Origin of the sequence: Halobellus sp. Atlit-38R (genome assembly GCF_003665925.1) — an archaeon.
Lineage (GTDB): Archaea > Halobacteriota > Halobacteria > Halobacteriales > Haloferacaceae > Haloquadratum > Haloquadratum inordinatus.
In genome coordinates, this window is the sequence record NZ_QXIJ01000016.1 from 15,135 (window position 1) to 30,752 (window position 15,618).

The 15,618-nt window shown below is 60.4% G+C and carries 19 protein-coding genes and 1 pseudogene; 13 read left to right on the top strand and 7 right to left on the bottom strand.

Annotation, left to right across the window (positions count from 1 at the left end):
* Positions 1-44 precede the first annotated feature (44 nt).
* Positions 45-476 carry a CopG family ribbon-helix-helix protein gene (locus D3D02_RS15745; RefSeq protein ID WP_115821750.1) on the bottom strand — a complete coding sequence of 144 codons (432 nt, stop codon included), beginning with the start codon at positions 474-476 and terminating at the stop codon, positions 45-47.
* A 98-nt stretch (positions 477-574) separates the two neighbouring features.
* Here D3D02_RS15745 and D3D02_RS15750 point away from each other — a divergent pair, with 98 nt between their 5' ends.
* From D3D02_RS15750 to D3D02_RS15805, 12 genes are all read left to right on the top strand, one after another.
* Positions 575-1,792, top strand: coding sequence for a GTP-binding protein (locus D3D02_RS15750; RefSeq protein WP_121570939.1), 1,218 nt, complete (start codon positions 575-577; stop codon positions 1,790-1,792).
* The gene (locus D3D02_RS15755) at positions 1,792-3,114 is read left to right on the top strand and encodes a GTP-binding protein (protein ID WP_121570940.1); all 1,323 of its coding nucleotides are present in this window, start codon (positions 1,792-1,794) and stop codon (positions 3,112-3,114) included. The genes D3D02_RS15750 and D3D02_RS15755 overlap by 1 nt, the downstream gene beginning before the upstream one ends.
* Positions 3,111-3,683, top strand: a complete 573-nt coding sequence (locus D3D02_RS15760; RefSeq protein WP_121570941.1) for a molybdenum cofactor biosynthesis protein B — start codon at positions 3,111-3,113, stop codon at positions 3,681-3,683. Before D3D02_RS15755 ends, D3D02_RS15760 begins: the two co-directional genes overlap by 4 nt.
* Positions 3,684-4,073: an iron-sulfur cluster assembly scaffold protein gene (locus tag D3D02_RS15765; RefSeq protein ID WP_121570942.1), complete on the top strand. Its 390-nt coding sequence runs from the start codon at positions 3,684-3,686 to the stop codon at positions 4,071-4,073.
* 3 nt (positions 4,074-4,076) lie between these two features.
* Positions 4,077-4,742: a cobalt-factor II C(20)-methyltransferase gene (locus tag D3D02_RS15770; RefSeq protein ID WP_121570943.1), complete on the top strand. Its 666-nt coding sequence runs from the start codon at positions 4,077-4,079 to the stop codon at positions 4,740-4,742.
* Between the two features lie 403 nt (positions 4,743-5,145).
* On the top strand, positions 5,146-6,723 hold the full coding sequence (locus D3D02_RS15775; RefSeq protein WP_121570944.1) for a metal ABC transporter substrate-binding protein: 1,578 nt from the start codon (positions 5,146-5,148) through the stop codon (positions 6,721-6,723).
* Positions 6,720-6,941 (top strand): hypothetical protein, encoded by a 222-nt coding sequence (locus D3D02_RS15780; RefSeq protein WP_121570945.1) that lies wholly within the window; start codon positions 6,720-6,722, stop codon positions 6,939-6,941. Before D3D02_RS15775 ends, D3D02_RS15780 begins: the two co-directional genes overlap by 4 nt.
* A complete protein-coding gene (locus D3D02_RS15785) occupies positions 6,938-7,714 on the top strand; it encodes a metal ABC transporter ATP-binding protein (protein WP_121570946.1) in 777 nt (258 codons plus the stop codon). The genes D3D02_RS15780 and D3D02_RS15785 overlap by 4 nt, the downstream gene beginning before the upstream one ends.
* A complete protein-coding gene (locus tag D3D02_RS15790; RefSeq protein WP_121570947.1) occupies positions 7,711-8,769 on the top strand; it encodes a metal ABC transporter permease in 1,059 nt (352 codons plus the stop codon). Before D3D02_RS15785 ends, D3D02_RS15790 begins: the two co-directional genes overlap by 4 nt.
* On the top strand, positions 8,766-10,055 hold the full coding sequence (locus D3D02_RS15795; RefSeq protein WP_121570948.1) for an FAD/NAD(P)-binding protein: 1,290 nt from the start codon (positions 8,766-8,768) through the stop codon (positions 10,053-10,055). Before D3D02_RS15790 ends, D3D02_RS15795 begins: the two co-directional genes overlap by 4 nt.
* 2 nt (positions 10,056-10,057) lie before the next feature.
* The gene (locus D3D02_RS15800; protein ID WP_121570949.1) at positions 10,058-11,311 is read left to right on the top strand and encodes an FAD/NAD(P)-binding protein; all 1,254 of its coding nucleotides are present in this window, start codon (positions 10,058-10,060) and stop codon (positions 11,309-11,311) included.
* 1 nt (position 11,312) lies between these two features.
* Positions 11,313-11,696, top strand: a complete 384-nt coding sequence (locus tag D3D02_RS15805; protein WP_121570950.1) for a hypothetical protein — start codon at positions 11,313-11,315, stop codon at positions 11,694-11,696.
* A 60-nt stretch (positions 11,697-11,756) separates the two neighbouring features.
* On the opposite strand, the gene tsaA is transcribed toward D3D02_RS15805, so the two are convergent.
* The 4 genes from tsaA to D3D02_RS15825 form a co-directional block, all read right to left on the bottom strand.
* Entirely contained in the window at positions 11,757-12,248 is a 492-nt protein-coding gene (gene tsaA, locus D3D02_RS15810) for a tRNA (N6-threonylcarbamoyladenosine(37)-N6)-methyltransferase TrmO (RefSeq protein ID WP_121570951.1), read from the bottom strand.
* A 76-nt stretch (positions 12,249-12,324) separates the two neighbouring features.
* Complete coding sequence (locus D3D02_RS15815) at positions 12,325-12,477, bottom strand: C2H2-type zinc finger protein (protein WP_121570952.1); 153 nt, start codon at positions 12,475-12,477, stop codon at positions 12,325-12,327.
* Between the two features lie 140 nt (positions 12,478-12,617).
* Positions 12,618-12,884, bottom strand: coding sequence for a hypothetical protein (locus tag D3D02_RS15820; RefSeq protein WP_121570953.1), 267 nt, complete (start codon positions 12,882-12,884; stop codon positions 12,618-12,620).
* Positions 12,885-12,886: 2 nt separating this feature from the next.
* A complete protein-coding gene (locus D3D02_RS15825; protein WP_121570954.1) occupies positions 12,887-14,161 on the bottom strand; it encodes a GTP-binding protein in 1,275 nt (424 codons plus the stop codon).
* Positions 14,162-14,225: 64 nt separating this feature from the next.
* On the opposite strand from D3D02_RS15825, the pseudogene D3D02_RS21655 reads away from it, so the two are divergent.
* Positions 14,226-14,886 (top strand): annotated as a pseudogene (locus D3D02_RS21655) (NAD(P)-binding domain-containing protein).
* On the opposite strand, the gene D3D02_RS15835 reads toward D3D02_RS21655, so the two are convergent.
* Together D3D02_RS15835 and D3D02_RS15840 are read right to left on the bottom strand one after the other, a co-directional pair.
* On the bottom strand, positions 14,867-15,256 hold the full coding sequence (locus D3D02_RS15835) for a hypothetical protein (RefSeq protein WP_121570974.1): 390 nt from the start codon (positions 15,254-15,256) through the stop codon (positions 14,867-14,869). The pseudogene D3D02_RS21655 and the gene D3D02_RS15835 overlap by 20 nt on opposite strands.
* A 21-nt stretch (positions 15,257-15,277) precedes the next feature.
* Positions 15,278-15,607, bottom strand: coding sequence for a ferredoxin family protein (locus D3D02_RS15840; protein ID WP_121570955.1), 330 nt, complete (start codon positions 15,605-15,607; stop codon positions 15,278-15,280).
* Between the last annotated feature and the right edge of the window lie 11 nt (positions 15,608-15,618).

The following is a 15,618-nucleotide window of genomic DNA, read 5'->3' on the forward strand; positions in this document are numbered from 1 at the left end:
CAAGCACGCGGCACCTACGCGTTCCTGTGGATTTCAACACGCCTTCAAGATTCAATGTGCTGATCAATGGGATCTCTGCCGACTGAGGTGATCGAGTAGTCCACTGCCCGGACATTCGGCACTGCCCGGACGGTGTTGACGAAGCCAGCTAGTGCCTCCGTGGTCCCCTCAAGGACGAACAACTCCATACAGTACTGGTCCTGGACGTGTGCATGCGTAGTCGCGGAGACGATAGCATCGTATTCGTGGCGTACTCCCGTGAGACGCTGCTGGACGGCGGGTTGACAGTACTCGAAGACCACCGATACTGTACACATCTGCTTCTGTCCGTCGATATTTTGCCCCTGAAACTCTTCGAGTAGCGACCGTGTGCCTTCGCGGACGACCTCGCTTCGGCCACTGTACCCGTGTTTGTCGGCGAACTCGTCGATGCGTTCGAGTAACGCTTCGGGCATCGAGATGCTAACGACGCCCATATGCTAAAATTCTATTCTGAGTTATTAGTATCTGTTATGACTGTGGAGCCTACACCGTAATAATTAGTATTTTAGTATAGTAGATTCATAACTCGCGTATGCCGTTCAACAACGACCCGATCCCGGTGACAATTCTCAGCGGAAGCCTCGGTGCCGGCAAGACGACGACGCTCAACCACATTCTCAGTAGCGAGCAGGAACTGAACGCTGCCATCTTAGTCAACGATATGGGCGAAGTGAACGTCGACGCCGACCTCGTCGAACGCGAGTCGGATCTCACCCAGAACGACGACGAGATCATCGAGATGTCGAACGGGTGTATCTGCTGTCGGCTCCGTGGCGACATGCTCGACGAAGTGGGACGATTGGCCGAAGAGCGAGACTTCGAATACCTCCTCGTGGAATCGTCTGGAATCAGCGAACCGATTCCGGTCGCCCAGACGTTCGCCCGCGGATTCGAGGACGCGGAGTTCGACCCTACGGGCGTCTACGAACTCGACACGATGGTCAGTGTCGTCGACGCCCACAGCTTCTGGCAGGGTTTCGACTCCGGAGAGGTGCTCACTGACGATGAAATGGAGCCGCAGGGCAATCGTGTCCCCGAAGAAGCCCTCATGGACCAGATCGAGTTCTGCGACGTTCTCCTGTTGAACAAGTGCGACCTCGTCCCGGATGACGAACTCGAGGAGATGGAGGCCGTCTTGAAGACGCTACAGCCGCGAGCGAAGATCATCCGGACCGAACACGGCGCCGTCGATCCCGAGGAGATCCTGAACACGGGTCGATTCGACTTCGAGGAAGCAAGCCAGTCCGCCGGGTGGAAGCGTGAACTCCAGCACGGACATCACCACGAGTCAGCCGCCGATGAACACGGCGTCACGTCCTTCGTCTTCGACGCCGACCGACCGTTCCATCCCGAGCGGATCGCTCGTCTCTTTGCCGATCTTCCCGACGGTATCGTTCGCGCAAAAGGCTTTTTCTGGTCCGCCGGTCGCGAAGACATCGCGATGGGGCTCGACAAAGCAGGCCAGTCGGTCCGGGCCGGTCCGAAAGGGACGTGGATCGCCACGCTCCCAAAGGCCCAACAGGAGCGCTACTTCGCCGCCCGCCCCGGCATCAAAGAGGACTGGGACGACCAGTGGGGCGACCGCGGGATCCAGATCGTGTTCATCGGCCGCGAATTCGATCAGGAGGCACTAATCGAGCGACTGGAAGACTGTGTCCTCTCGGACGCAGAGATGGCCGAGGACTGGAACGAGTACCCGGACCCGTTCACTGCCGACGAGCAGCGTGAACTCGCACTGGCCGACGATTGATGACTGTCGACGAGGAACCCCCGGTCACGATCCTGAGTGGGGGACTCGGCGCCGGAAAGACGACCCTGCTCAATCACCTCCTCACGGTTGGCGGCGAGGAGTACGATATCGCTGTCCTCGTCAACGATGTCGGCGAAGTAAACGTCGATGCCAACCTCATCGAGAACGGCTCCGAGCTCTCACTGGAAGACGGCGGCGTCACAGAGCTGTCGAACGGCTGTATCTGTTGCGGCCTCCAGAACGAACTGGACCAGGAGCTGCTACGTCTGGCCTTCGACGAGGAGTTCGACCATCTGGTCATCGAGGCCTCGGGTATCAGCGATCCGGTCCCCATCGCCCGGCGGTTCGTCTCGCCCGCACGTGCGTCGACGCTGTATGATCTCGATACGACCGTCACGGTGGTCGACGCTGCACAGTTCCATCAGGCGTTCGTCGATGGCCGCCCACTCAAGTCAACAGACGACGACGCACGACCGCTGTCGGACCTCCTCGCCGAGCAAGTCGAGTTCTGCGACGTACTCGTCCTCAACAAGTGCGATCTCGTTTCCGAGACAGAGCGCGAAGCGGTCGAACACGTGCTCAGAACACTCCATCCCGGGGTCGAGATCATCAGAACGACCGAAAGCACCGTTGACCCGGAACGAGTTCTCGGAACGGGTCGGTTCGATCGGGACCAGGCGAGTAACTCCGCCCGGTGGAAACAGGTAATTTCGCCCGATCACGGAGACGACACAGACGTCGATTCGGATGAGTACCACGAGAGCCAGACGGAGGCGGACGACCACAGTCACGAACATGGCGACGACCACGATCACAGCCACGACGAAGCGCACGACCATCGTCACCCACCAGAGGAATTCGGTGTCGACTCGTTCGTCTACGAGCGCTACCGGCCGTTCCATCCCGAACGCTTTAGCGAGTGGCTCCGTTCGTTCCCCGATTCCGTCGTCAGAGCCAAAGGCCACCTGTGGGTCGCTGGCCGCGAGCGCTACGCCCTCAACCTGAGCCAGGCGGGAACACAGACCCACGTCGAGGTCAACGGGCGGTGGGCAGTCACACTCCCTGAGTTCCAGCGCGAGTCCTACCGCGAATCGCGATCGGACCTCCACTGGGACGAACAGTGGGGTGACCGCGAAGTGAAACTCGTCTTCATCGGGGCTGGGATGGACGAATCCAGCATCGTGGAGACGCTCGACGACTGCCTCGTTTCAGAGACAGGGATGGAAGACGACTGGGAGGCGTTCGAGAATCCGTTCCCGGGGACGATGGAGTGGTCGCAGCCCCCGATGGAACAACGCCTCGTGGTAGGTGACCTATTATGATCCAGAATGACCGCGAACTTCCTCCAGTAGCGGACCGACGGACGACGGATACCGACGGTCACGACTGTATCGACCCGCTGGGCGTGGCTATCGTAACCGTGTCCTCGTCCCGCGGAGACGGCGTCGAAAAGACGCCACCCGACCCCAGTGGCGACGCCATCGCGAGCATCCTCGTCGAAGGGGGTCACGTCGTCACGTCACGCCGGATGGTTCCGGACGACTACGTCCGGATCAAGACCACAGTGAGCGAGTGCCTGGATCGACCGGATGTCGACCTCGTCGTGACCACAGGCGGAACGGGCGTCACCGTCGACGACGTCACTCCGGACGCGGTGAGCGAACTCTTCGACCGCGAACTGCCGGGCTTCGGCGAGGCGTTCAGATGGCTCTCGTGGGAGGAGGTCCGAACGCGTATCGTCTCAACCCGTGCGACAGCGGGGATCGCCCGCGACGTGCCAGTGTTCGTGCTCCCGGGAAGTGTGAACGCCGTCGAGCTCGCCACGGCGGAGATCATCGCCGAGGAAGCTCCGCATCTCGCCGGGCTCGCAAGCCGACACGAGGTCGAATAGATGCAGGGTTCGAAAATGTATCAGGAGGTAATTCTGGATCACTACCGCAATCCTCGAAGGTGGGGGCGCCTCTCGCCAGCTACCGTCTCACACACTGGCGAGAACGCTTCCTGTGGCGATGAACTCACGTTCGATCTCAGACTCGCCGAGGACGGTGAAACGATCGAAGAGGTCACGTTTACTGGAGAGGGCTGTGCGATCAGCATCGCGAGCGCGAGCCTGCTCGCCGAAGAACTCCTAGGAATGACGCTTTCGGAGGTTCGTGACCTCGACCGTGAGGACGCCCTCGATCTCTTGGGAATCGAGTTGACGCCGATGCGCGTCCCGTGTGCTGTGCTCGCGGAGAAAGTGGTTCAGGACGGTATCGAGAGCCACGAGGAGGGCACGTAGCCGATGACACTCTACGGAATCGGGCTGGGGCCGGGTTCGGCGGACCTGCTCACGGTTCGCGGCAAGCGACGACTCGAATCGGTCGACGTCGTCTACTCACCAGGCCGACTGTCACGGCGCGTCGCAGCCGAGTACGTTTCCGAATCGAACCTAAGTGACCTCGAGTTCCCGATGACGACCGATCCCGAAGAACTCCAGGCGGCGTGGGAGACGGCGGCCGCGGAAGTCGCGCCGAACGCGCGAGAGGCCGACGCGGCGTTCGTCACGCTCGGCGATCCATGTATCTACTCGACGTTCGGGCACCTGCGTCGGACGCTTCGCGAGCAGCATCCCAGCATCGACATCGAAGTCGTTCCCGGTGTCAGTAGTGTGACGGCGTTCGCTTCGGTCCTCGGGGTCGACATCGACGCTGGCGCTGAACTGACGCTCCGCGAGGCGACCGACGGGGCAGCACCGATCGGTCCGAATCGGTTGATCCTGTTCAAAGTGACTGACGCACCGACGACCTACGAAAAGATGACTGAAGCAGGGTACGAGGTGACGTTCGGACGGCGACTCTTCATGGATACGGAAGAGGCCCTCGTTACGAACGATCCCGGTAAGGTAACTGATCGAGACTACTACACGCTCGCGTACGCAGAGAAACGGGAGGCGACCGGGTCTGCGTGATGGGCGGACGCTGTCGGTCGTCCGGGGTAAGACCAACGTGAGCTAGCCTCAGGTGGTGACGCCGAGGGTTTCTAGTTCTTCGGTGGTGTATTCCGCGCGGAGTTCTTCCGTCGAGTGTTCGCTGAGGATTTCCGTACGCTCTTCATCACTCATCTCGGCTAGGTCGCTGAAGCAGTGGCACATTACAACCGTATCTGGGTGCCACAACTACTAAACGCCTGTTAGCACGCTTCTCTGGCTTATGTAATACGGAATCTGAGGTAGCAACGGTTAGCAATTCCAGGCCCCACGTTAGTTATCTCGGCCAATATTAGTAATTACATATCTAACTTAGTGAGATATTATTAACTCTATCATACAAAATCATAGCTCTTATTATCTAGGCTAGTAGTGTTAACAATAGATGTCGCGATACACCCGACGACGACTCATCGCAGCTGGACTCGGTACGGCAACCATCGGCGCGCTCGCGGGTTGTACGTCGAGCAACGACGACTCCGGCGCGACGGAGAGCGCCGGGCCGGAAGCCCAGTCTTCGTTCTTCGTATTCGGGGACTTGGCCAGTCAGGTTGCAGGCGACACTGCGACCGCAGAGACGCTCGTCCCGATCGGCCAACACGGCCACGGGTGGGAGCCTGGCTCCAAAATACAGGGAACGATCCTCGAATCGGATCTCTTCCTCTACGGGATGGAGGGATTCCAGCCGTGGGCTGACGACCTCGTGACGAGTCTCCGTGACGACGACGCCGATGTCGACATCGTCGCTGCTGGTGCTGGTATCAACCTCATCGAAGGCGGACACGACCACGATCACGGTCACGAAGAAGACCACGAGGGGGAACACGAGGAAGGCCACGACGGCGAAGGAGAACACGGCCACGGCGAATCACTGAGCGAACATTCGATATCGCACGCTTGCGGCCACATAGAAGACGACGAGACGGAACCGCTCGTCGCAGCTTCTTCTCAAGATAACGCTTCGAAATTTTCGCAGACACACCAACCATACGCTGTGAAACTCACCGAAGAAACCAGCTACATTACCTTCGCGCCAGAAGGCGGAAATGCCGAGAAGTACGCCTTCTTTACTGACAGCTATGATACGGTGCGTCCGGTCGAGACGTCTGTCGTTCATCAAGCACAAGGCGTCGAGAGCTGTGACGCTATCACGGAGTACTACGTCATCGAGAGCGAAGTCGACGCAGTCACGATAGAACTGACCGGTGATGCCGGAACGGTGGTGACGCTGCTCGCCGAAGGCGTCAGTAACGATCACAGTCACGGAGAAGAGGAGGGACACGGTCATGAAGACGAACACGGACACGATGGCGAAGGCGAGCACGAAGGTGAACACGACCACGAGAGTGGAGAGGAACACGAAGACGAGCACGAGGGAGAAAGCGAACACAAAGGTGAGGAGGGACACAACCACGACCACTCCGGCGGAACGGACCCCCACTTCTGGCTAGACCCGGAGCGAGCGAAGCAGGCGGTCGACAACATCCGGAGCGGGTTCGTCGACGTTGACAGCGACAATGCCAGTGCCTACGCCGAGAACGCCGAGTCGTACCGTAATCGTCTGGACGAACTCGACGAGTCGTTCCAGTCCGCGCTGGAGAGCGCCTCGAAAGACGTCGTGTTCGTCGCTGGTCACAACGCCTTTCAGTACCTTAGCCAGCGCTACGGCTTCGAAGTCCAGACGCTGACGGGACTGTCACCGGACGACCAGCCGACGCCGAAGGACATCGAGCGGGCCCAGGATATCATCGCCGAACACGAACTTCAGTACGTCTGTGCGGATCCGCTCGAATCTCAGACGGCGGCGAACCAGCTCGTCGAAGAAACCGACGCCACCGAAGTCCTGCCGCTGACGCCGATTCCCGGACAGACCCAGGAGTGGGCCGACGAGGATTGGGGCTATGTCGAGATTATGGAAAACATCAATCTCGAGACGCTGAAGCAGGCCCTCGACGCAGAATGAGCGACACCACGTCTGGCGACACGAAACCGGAGTGGGATGGGAACGCCGAGCCCGGTCCGTCCGAGAGCCCTCGTTCGGGATTGATGGCACTGGTCGTCGGCCCAGCGGAGAGACCCGTCTGTACGATCTATCCGCCGGACGTGGCCGTTCCGTATCGGACGACGACTTGGATTACGGCGTACGGGGATGCGTTCGTCGACCTCGACGACTACCGATGACGACAGCAACGACGGAGAAGGAACGGCCGGGGGACCCTCTCATCAGTGTCGATGACGTCACATTCGGCTACGGAGAGATCCCAGTTCTCGAGTCGGTGTCGATCGACATCGAACCCGGATCCTTCCTCGGACTGGTCGGGCCGAACGGCAGCGGCAAGAGCACGCTCCTCGAGTTGATGCTCGGACTTCGTCGACCAGACGAGGGAACGGTTTCGCTGTTCGGCGAACCCGCCCATGAGTTCGACGCCGGTGAGCGAATCGGATACGTCGCACAGGACGCGACGAAGGCGGCGCGCGATATGCCGATCACGGTTCGAGAAGTTGTCGAGATGGGTCGGTACCCGCGGCGGCTCTTCGGCCGATTCTCGACAGCGGACCGGCGAGCGGTCGAGGAGGCGCTGGAACAGGCCGGAATCACAGATCTCGCGTCTCGGCGGGTCGGCCGACTGTCCGGTGGCCAACGACAACGGGTCTTCATCGCCCGTGCGCTCGCCTCGGGGGCCGACCTGCTCGCGCTCGACGAACCGACGGTCGGCGTCGATGCCGAATCCAGAGAGGAGTTCTACAGTCTTATCCACGAATTGAACGCGACTGGACTGACCGTCATCCTGATCGAACACGACATTGGCGTCGTCACCACGCACGCGACGGACATCGCCTGTATCAATCGCCAGTTGTACTTCGACGGCAACCCGGAGGAGTTCGTCGAGACTGATGCACTCTCGCAGGCATACGGAAAGGACCAGCACGTCCTCCAGCACGACCACAGATGATGCACACACTACACCGCCTCGGAGAGAGTATCCAATCCGAGGATACGATCGCGTCCCTACTCCTCACGGTCAACGTCTTCGCCCCCATCGAGTGGTTCCTCAACCACGTCTTCGGCGCCGGAATGGACGTGCTGGCCGACCTGCTCGGCACGCCGATGCTCGGGTACCCCTACATGCAGCGAGCCTACCTCGCGGCAGTGTGTATCGCCCTTATCGGGCCTATCGTCGGAACATTTCTCGTCCATCGAGAGATGGCGATGATCAGCGACACCCTCGCACACACTGCCTTCGCCGGCGTCGCCGTCGGATTGTTCCTCAATTCGGCCCTCTCGCTCACGCTGTCCCCGCTGTTCACCGCGTTCGTGGTCGCAGTCGTCACGGCACTGCTCGTGGAGTTGCTCGTCGAACACGCCGGCGCGTACAGCGACACCTCGCTGGCGATCGTCCTGACCGGAGGATTCGCCGTCGGCAGTATCCTCATTACTGCGACCGACGGCGGCATCGCGGTCGGCATCGACGCCTACCTCTTCGGCAGTCTGTCGACCGTCTCGACGGAGAACGTCGGGATCCTCGTGTTGATGAGCGTCCTCGTCGGCAGCCTCGTCACGCTGGCGTATCGGCCACTCCTGTATGTCACGTTCGACGCGACGGCCGCCCGCGCGGCACGGCTGAACGTTCGCCTCTACAAACGCCTTATGGTCGTGCTCACGGCACTGGTCGTCGTCAGCGCGATGCAGATTATGGGCGTCATCCTAGTCGCTGCGATGCTCGTCGTTCCGGTCGCCGCCGCGGTGCAGGTCGCTGGTAGTTTCAAGCAGTCTATCTTGTTGGCGATCCTCGCCGCCGAGTTCGCGGCGATAGCCGGTGTGACACTATCGTACGTCTATGGGATCGCGGCCGGGGGCTCGATCGTCGTTGCGGCGATCGCCGTGTACGCCGTCGCCCTCGGCTTCCAGAGACTGGCGCAGCGTCTCCCTTCCGTGCACCGACTCAGCGGCCAACGGTCCGGACAGACCCGAGAAGGGCTCGAAGCCGACGGAGGCGAGCAAGAGTGACCGTCAACGGACCGGACGCTAATCCCACGTCGAGCGGGCCACAATCCTACAAATTCGTGATCGTCGGTGGCGGCATCCACGGTACCTGTATCGCGAACTATCTTCTCAATGAAGGCGGATACACCCACAAAGATGTTCGAATCGTCGAACCACGTGCGGGCCTGCTTACGTCGTTCGAGCGAAAAGCCCGCCAATGTGGGATGCAGACGCTTCGCTCGACGTTCGTCCAACACATAGACACCGAACCCTTCTCGCTTGAAGCGTTCGCCGAGGAGCGTTGTCGCGGCGACGAACTCGTAGCGACCGACGACTATCCGAACCGGCCGACGCTCGACCTGTTCCTCGACCACGCACGTCACGTCGTAAACAGTGAAAACCTCACGGCGTGTCACCGGCAAGCGCTAGTTCGAACCGTGTCAGACGAAAGAGGCCTCCTCCGAGTCGAGACCGACGATGGAGAACTCTACGCACGGCACGTGGTCCTCGCTATCGGGCCCGGCCATCGGCCAACATACCCCGAGTGGACGCAGGGGCTTCCCGATAGTGCTCCGGTCGCCCACGTCTGGGACGGTGATTTCGACCCGACGACTGTCGAATCCTTCGAAGGCGAGACCCTAGTCGTCGGTGGTGGTATCACGGCAGCACAGCTCGCCTGCCGACTCGCGGAGGCGACCGACGTGACACTGTTGTCTCGCCACGAACTGGAGACGGCACTCTCAGAGGCCCATCCCTACTGGATAAACTGGCGACACATCGAGAAACACGTCCACAAACTTCCACCGGGATCGAAAGCGCGCCACGATCGGGTTCAGCAGGCTCGCAACGATGCGACGATTCCGCCGTACGTTGAGGGGCGCTTAACCGACGCGCGTGACTGTGGCGACCTTGACGTCCGAATCGGCGAGGTTTCGTGCGCTCACACGACTGACAACGGGTTGGTCGTCCAGTTTGCTGACGGAACGTCTGCGTCGCACATCCGAATCGTCCTCGCCACGGGACTCGATCCAGTCGCCGACCACCCGCTCGTAGAGCGCATCGCTGACGCGCTTGATCTTGAACGCGGCGAGAACGGTCTTCCGGTTCTCGACGACCAGACGCTCGCGTGGTGCCACACCGACGCCACGGAATCGAACGTCTACGCCTCGGGTGCGCTCGCGGAGACCACGGTCGGGCCGCTCGCACGGAATGTGGTCGGCGCACGCCGCGCCGCCGAACGACTGCTCTCGGCGTGGCCAGACCCGCGGACTCGGCGACGAGTCGCACTTCGCTCGGCACACTTCGGTTAAATATGTACGAGTACGTCATCGTTGGCGGCGGCGTCCACGGAACTCACCTCGCGGTGCGACTCCTCTCAGAGACGAACGTCGAACGCGAAGACGTTCGCATTCTCGAACCAGACGGGCAACTGCTCGGCGCATTCCGCCGGCAGTGTCGGCAGTGCGGCATAAACGAGCTACGCTCACCGTACGTCCATCACATCGGAATAGACCCCTTTTCTCTTCGGGATTTTGCCAGGGGACGTGACCGGATGGACGAACTGTGCTCCAGCGAGACTGGTGGGGACAGGCCCACAGCAGACCTCTTTTTCGACCACGCCGACTGGGTGATAGCGCGTCACGACCTCAACTCGATAGCCGTGCCCGCTCGGGCAACCGGGGTCAGCTATCGAAACGGTGGCCTCGTCGTCGAAACGCCCAACGAGGAGTTTCCGACCCGCCGCTGTGTCCTCGCGGTCGGCCACGGTGGGGCGTTCGTCCGACCGGCGTGGGCCGAGTCGCTTCCCGCCGACGCACCGGTCGCGCACGTCTACGACGAAGCGTTCGATCCCTCGGAGCTGGGCGACGAGTCGGTCTGTGTCGTCGGCGGAGGCATCACGGCCGCACAGGTGGCGACGACGCTCGCACAACCCGGTCGCGAGATCACAGTTCTCTCACGGAGTCCGCTTCGCGTCGAACAACTCGAAGCTGACAACGAGTGGATGCACCCTGGTGACTTCGAGCGGCTACGGTCGCTCCCTCCGGGATCGAAAGCGCGCCATGAAACCGTCTGCGATGCGCGACGTGACGGCACGATACCGCCCTATATGCTTCGCCGCCTGCGTCGATGTCTCGGTCGGGAGACCGTCGAACTCCGCCACACAGAGATAGAGGCGGCGACGTGGACGAGCGGCCCGGTGGTGGCGAACTGCAATGACGGCACCGCCTGGTGTTTCGACTGTGTCCTCTTGGCCACCGGATTCTCGAATCCGTACACGGACCCCCTCTACCGGTCGGTCGCTCACTCGCTCGACCTCGATACCGGATATCGAGAGATGCCCGTATTGGACGACGAGACGCTTGCGTGGCGAACCTCGAGGCGTGAATCCTCGTCGGTCAGCGTGAGCGGTGTCGCCGCCGAGTCCGTACTCGGACCGTTCGCTCGGAACATCGTCGGTGCACGACGAGCGGGAGAGCGACTCGTCGCCGCCCACGAGGACATCGACAGTGAAGCACGAACGGAGAACGTATCGAGACAGTTGGCACGACCCGACGGAGGTCGGTAACGTGCCGTCGAACGACCTCACGCTCGCCTTCTCGCTACAGGCGCTCGAAGAACTGGCTCGACCGAAGCGAGCATTCGAAGACGCCGCTACGTGGGCGAGTCATGTTGGAATCGTTTCCTCGGAATCGTCCTTCGTCGAACGACGACGAGTTCGAGAGGCGGAATACCCGCAGGACTTCTTATCGGGTCCGCGTTCGATCGAAGAGGCACTCTCGAGTCTTCGAAATCACTTCGAGACGGAACGGTACGTGTTCGTCGGGGCAGACGAGACCAGCGGGGTCGTCGAGATGGTGACTGACTGGACCTTCCAATCGGTGACTGACGCTGCAACGGCTGCGGACTGGCGGCTTGAGACTACGTTCTCAACTGGCGACGACTGGCCTTAGCGAGTCACTTGCGGGACCGGATGTCCGATCCAAGGTATCCACGAATAGCGGCTGACCGCCTCAAAGAAACCGCCTGTCAGCTTGTTCTGATCTGATCGTCGATTCCGACGCGTCGAGCCAGCCCGTCTGCACTTCGGATGGGATATCGAACTCGGGAACGAACGGTTTGATATCCAGCAACGGCGTCCGGTCGACGACGTCGATACCGCTCATGGTCAGTTCCTGTTCTGTGACGGATTCGATTGCCACAACGGAGAGGCCGATCGAATTCGGTCGTTGTGGCGCCCGTGTTGAGAAGACTCCTCGTCGTGCGTCATCCAGAAACGGTTCGATCCGTAGGGGGGCGTCATCGCCAGATGCGTGAAAATGGTACAACAGGATACAATGCGAGAAATCGGCAAGATCCGCTAATCCATCCGCATACGGTTCCTTGATATCGACAGTTCCTGTGACTGAATCCGCTCCGATTGGTTGAATCGGCATCCCTTCTGGTGATTCGAACGGCGTCCGTATCTCCCCAATCGCCTCATATCTGAACGTATCTTCGGGCACGTTTGTGGTTTCGTACCGTAGCAAAAAATCAGTATCGCGACTGAAACGGGTGTGTTCCACGTAGTGCAGTGGTCGCTCAGTGGTTCTCGTGGATGTGGTTACGCAGCGAGTCGAGGTCGTCGAAATGCTCGTCGCACTCAGCACACGTGTTGTGGTGAAGCGCGACGTGCTGGGTCACGCCGGCTGCGCTTTTGAACTGTGCATCGCAACTGGAGCAGGTGTACGACATTACATTAACAACTGAGGCTCCAAGACAATAAAAGGATTATTAAAAACGGGGTTAGAGAAATTGATACGGACTAGTAAACCAAGCCACAGGTTAACTAAGACTGGCCGGTAGGAACGCTGAAAAGCCAGCCTAAATCGGTGCTACGTCAGCTCTTTTGCCCGTTCACGGAGAGGCTGTTCGAGGCTCCTGTCAGTGGCCAGTCTATCGAGTTCATTCATCGCTCGACACTGACCGAGAGCGTTCAGTGCCTGGCGACGATACCCCCCGTCAAGACCACTCGTGACGACGATCAGACGAAGTTGCGTGGTTGCCCCAGCCTCCGCGAGTCCGTTGATGGCGTCTTCCCGAGCGTGCCGCGGCGCGTTCTTGTCGACGACCGTCTGGAAGAGTGAACGTGGTGAAGACATCGTCAGTCGGCGAGGCCGACCTCTTCGGCACCGTTCTCGCCCGCTTCGGTGTCGTCGCTCTCCGCCGCTCCATCCTCGGATTCGAACGTCGGGAAACGGTCCTCGAAGGCGTCCCAGTCGGCGGCCATCTCCTCGTCGGTCAGCGTAGCTGCATCGAGATCCGTTCGGAGCGCGTCGTGGTCCATGTCGGTACCGATAAGAACGAGTCGGGTTCCTCTGTCACCCCACTCCTCGTCCCAGACCTCCTCAAGCTGGGGATTGGCCTCGAAGTAGGCCTCGCGCTCTTCAGTCGGAAGGGCTGCAATCCATCCGCCCGCGGGTGCAATTCGAATAGAGTGGCCAGCAGCATCTATCCCGAGTGCCATATCCTCACGCCCCGCGAGCCAGAAGTGGCCCTTCGACCGGACCACATTTGTCGGAAACTCGTCCAGCAACTCGGCGAATCGTTCGGGATGGAACGGCCGCCTCGATTCGAAAACGAACGAGGTGACGCCGTGTTCCTCCTCGGCAGACTCGTGCGGTTCCTGAAGTTCCTGCATCCACCCAGCGGACTGGCTCGCTTCTTCGAAATCGAACCGACCAGTATCGACGATTGCCTCCGGATCGACGGCGCCGTGTTCGGTTCGGATGATCTCCGCGCGCGGTTGCAGCACCTCGATCATCTCTTCGATCTCGTCGAGGGTCTCCTCGTCGACGAGGTCACACTTGTTCAACAGGAGGACGTCGCAGAACTCGATCTGTTCGATCAAGAGGCTTCCAAGGTCCTTCTCGGTGTCGCCGTCCATCAGCGATTCCTTTGAATCGAACGTCGTCCAGAACTGGTGGGCATCGACCACAGTGACGGTCGTGTCGAGTTCGTAGTAGTCCATCACCTCGATGCCGGTCTCCTCGTAGAACTCTGTTGGGTCAAGGTCTCCCTGGTCGAATCCCATAGTGAGCGTCTGGGCGACGGGCAACGGTTCGGCGACGCCCGTCGATTCGATTACCAGATAGTCGAACTCGCGGGCTTGTGCGAGCTTCGCGAGCGCGTCCAGCAGGTCGCCGCGTAGCTCACAGCAGATGCAGCCGTTCGACAGTTCGATCAGGTCCTCGTCGTCCTCCGAGATGTCCGAGTGTTCGGCGACGCGCTCGGCGTCGACGTTCACCTCGCCCATATCGTTGACGAGGACCGCGACGTCCAGGTCCGTTCGCGTGTTCAGGAGGTTGTTCAGCACGGTCGTCTTGCCCGCGCCGAGGTTGCCGCTCAGCACGGTGACGGGAATCGTCTCTCGACTCATCTGTTGTTAAGACTAGAGTGTATATTATTTATAATTAGCTATCTACTACCCTATTTTGTTAACAGTGACATCCGAAGAAGCCCGTAAACACGAGTCGCTCGACGTAGCGATTGTCGGGGCAGGTGCCGCAGGCGTCGGTCTTGGGGCCGTCCTCGCGGATCTGGGTCTCGACTCCTACGCCATCCTCGAGCGAGGCGAAGTCGGGGCGGCGTTCCTACAGTGGCCAGAAGAGATGCGCCTCATCACGCCATCGTTTCCCAGCAACAGCTCCGGCTGCCGCGACCTCCACGCCGTCACCACTGATACCTCGCCCGCATTTGCGCTCGACAGTGAACACCCGACCGGCGGAGAGTACGCCGAATCTCTCCAAGGGGTCGTCGAGTTTCACGACTTACCCGTCCGAACCGGTGTAGACGTGGAGTCGGTAAAACGACACGACGACGGATTCATACTCCACACGTCTACTGGCGTCATCCAGAGTCGATTCGTCATCTGGGCAGTTCGGGCAACCGAAGGACGATCCGTCCCCCGGCGCGAACCACTGCGTCCACAACTCCCGAGTCGCGTCCTGGAGTGCGTTCGCCGACGAGCGTGTCGAGGATCCTATTATCATTGTCGGCGGGTACGAGAGCGGTATCGACGCGGCACTCGCACTCGCCGACTTGGGTCACGGAGTGCTCGTCGTCGACGAGGACGGACTTGGTATCATACTTTCAAGTTCGTGACTGTCGCAATCTCGATGTCTGTTATTCCCTGCATCTCGATTTCGGCTCTCACTGCTGGTGGAAGCGTTTCCAGTGTCTCGTCAACTTGTGGGTTAATCGACACGCCGTCAACTTTGATCGCAACCAGCTTGCCACGGCGACCGTGTGCAGCGACTTCGAACTCGAACGGTCGGTCACGTTCATCGACGCTGTGGACCCAGACCTTCGCGAGCCCGTTTGCACTCTCCCAGTGAACGCTGTTGACCACGGTGAGAGAGCCAGCCGGCGGGACGCACGACGACCCACACGCCGGGCACTGAGCGGGATGTGGCCTCTCGCCGAGATAGGTATACTCTGCCCCGCATCGGTAGCACTGGAGTGGTAGAGTCATTAGCGGTTCCTCAATCACCCCTCACAGGCGCCCCGCTCTCCCAGGATCAATGTCGATGGCGTCGACGGGACACACGTCGACACAAAGCATGCAGTCGATACACTGTGTCTCGTTGATCGGATCGGCTTTGATGTCGCTCTCGGGATGGCCCGGTGTATCCGTCCACTCGAACACGTCGACGGGACAGTCCTCGAGGCAGGCACCGTCGGCGATGCAGATATCGAAGTCGACAGCCACGTGTGTACCGTGGATTCCTAGTTGTTCCGGTTCGTCGACCGGCCCCCAGACTCGGTGCCCCTCGTGGTGCTCGGCGACATCGCGGTTCGCTTCGAAGTGTGGATCGATAGCCATGAGATATCCTC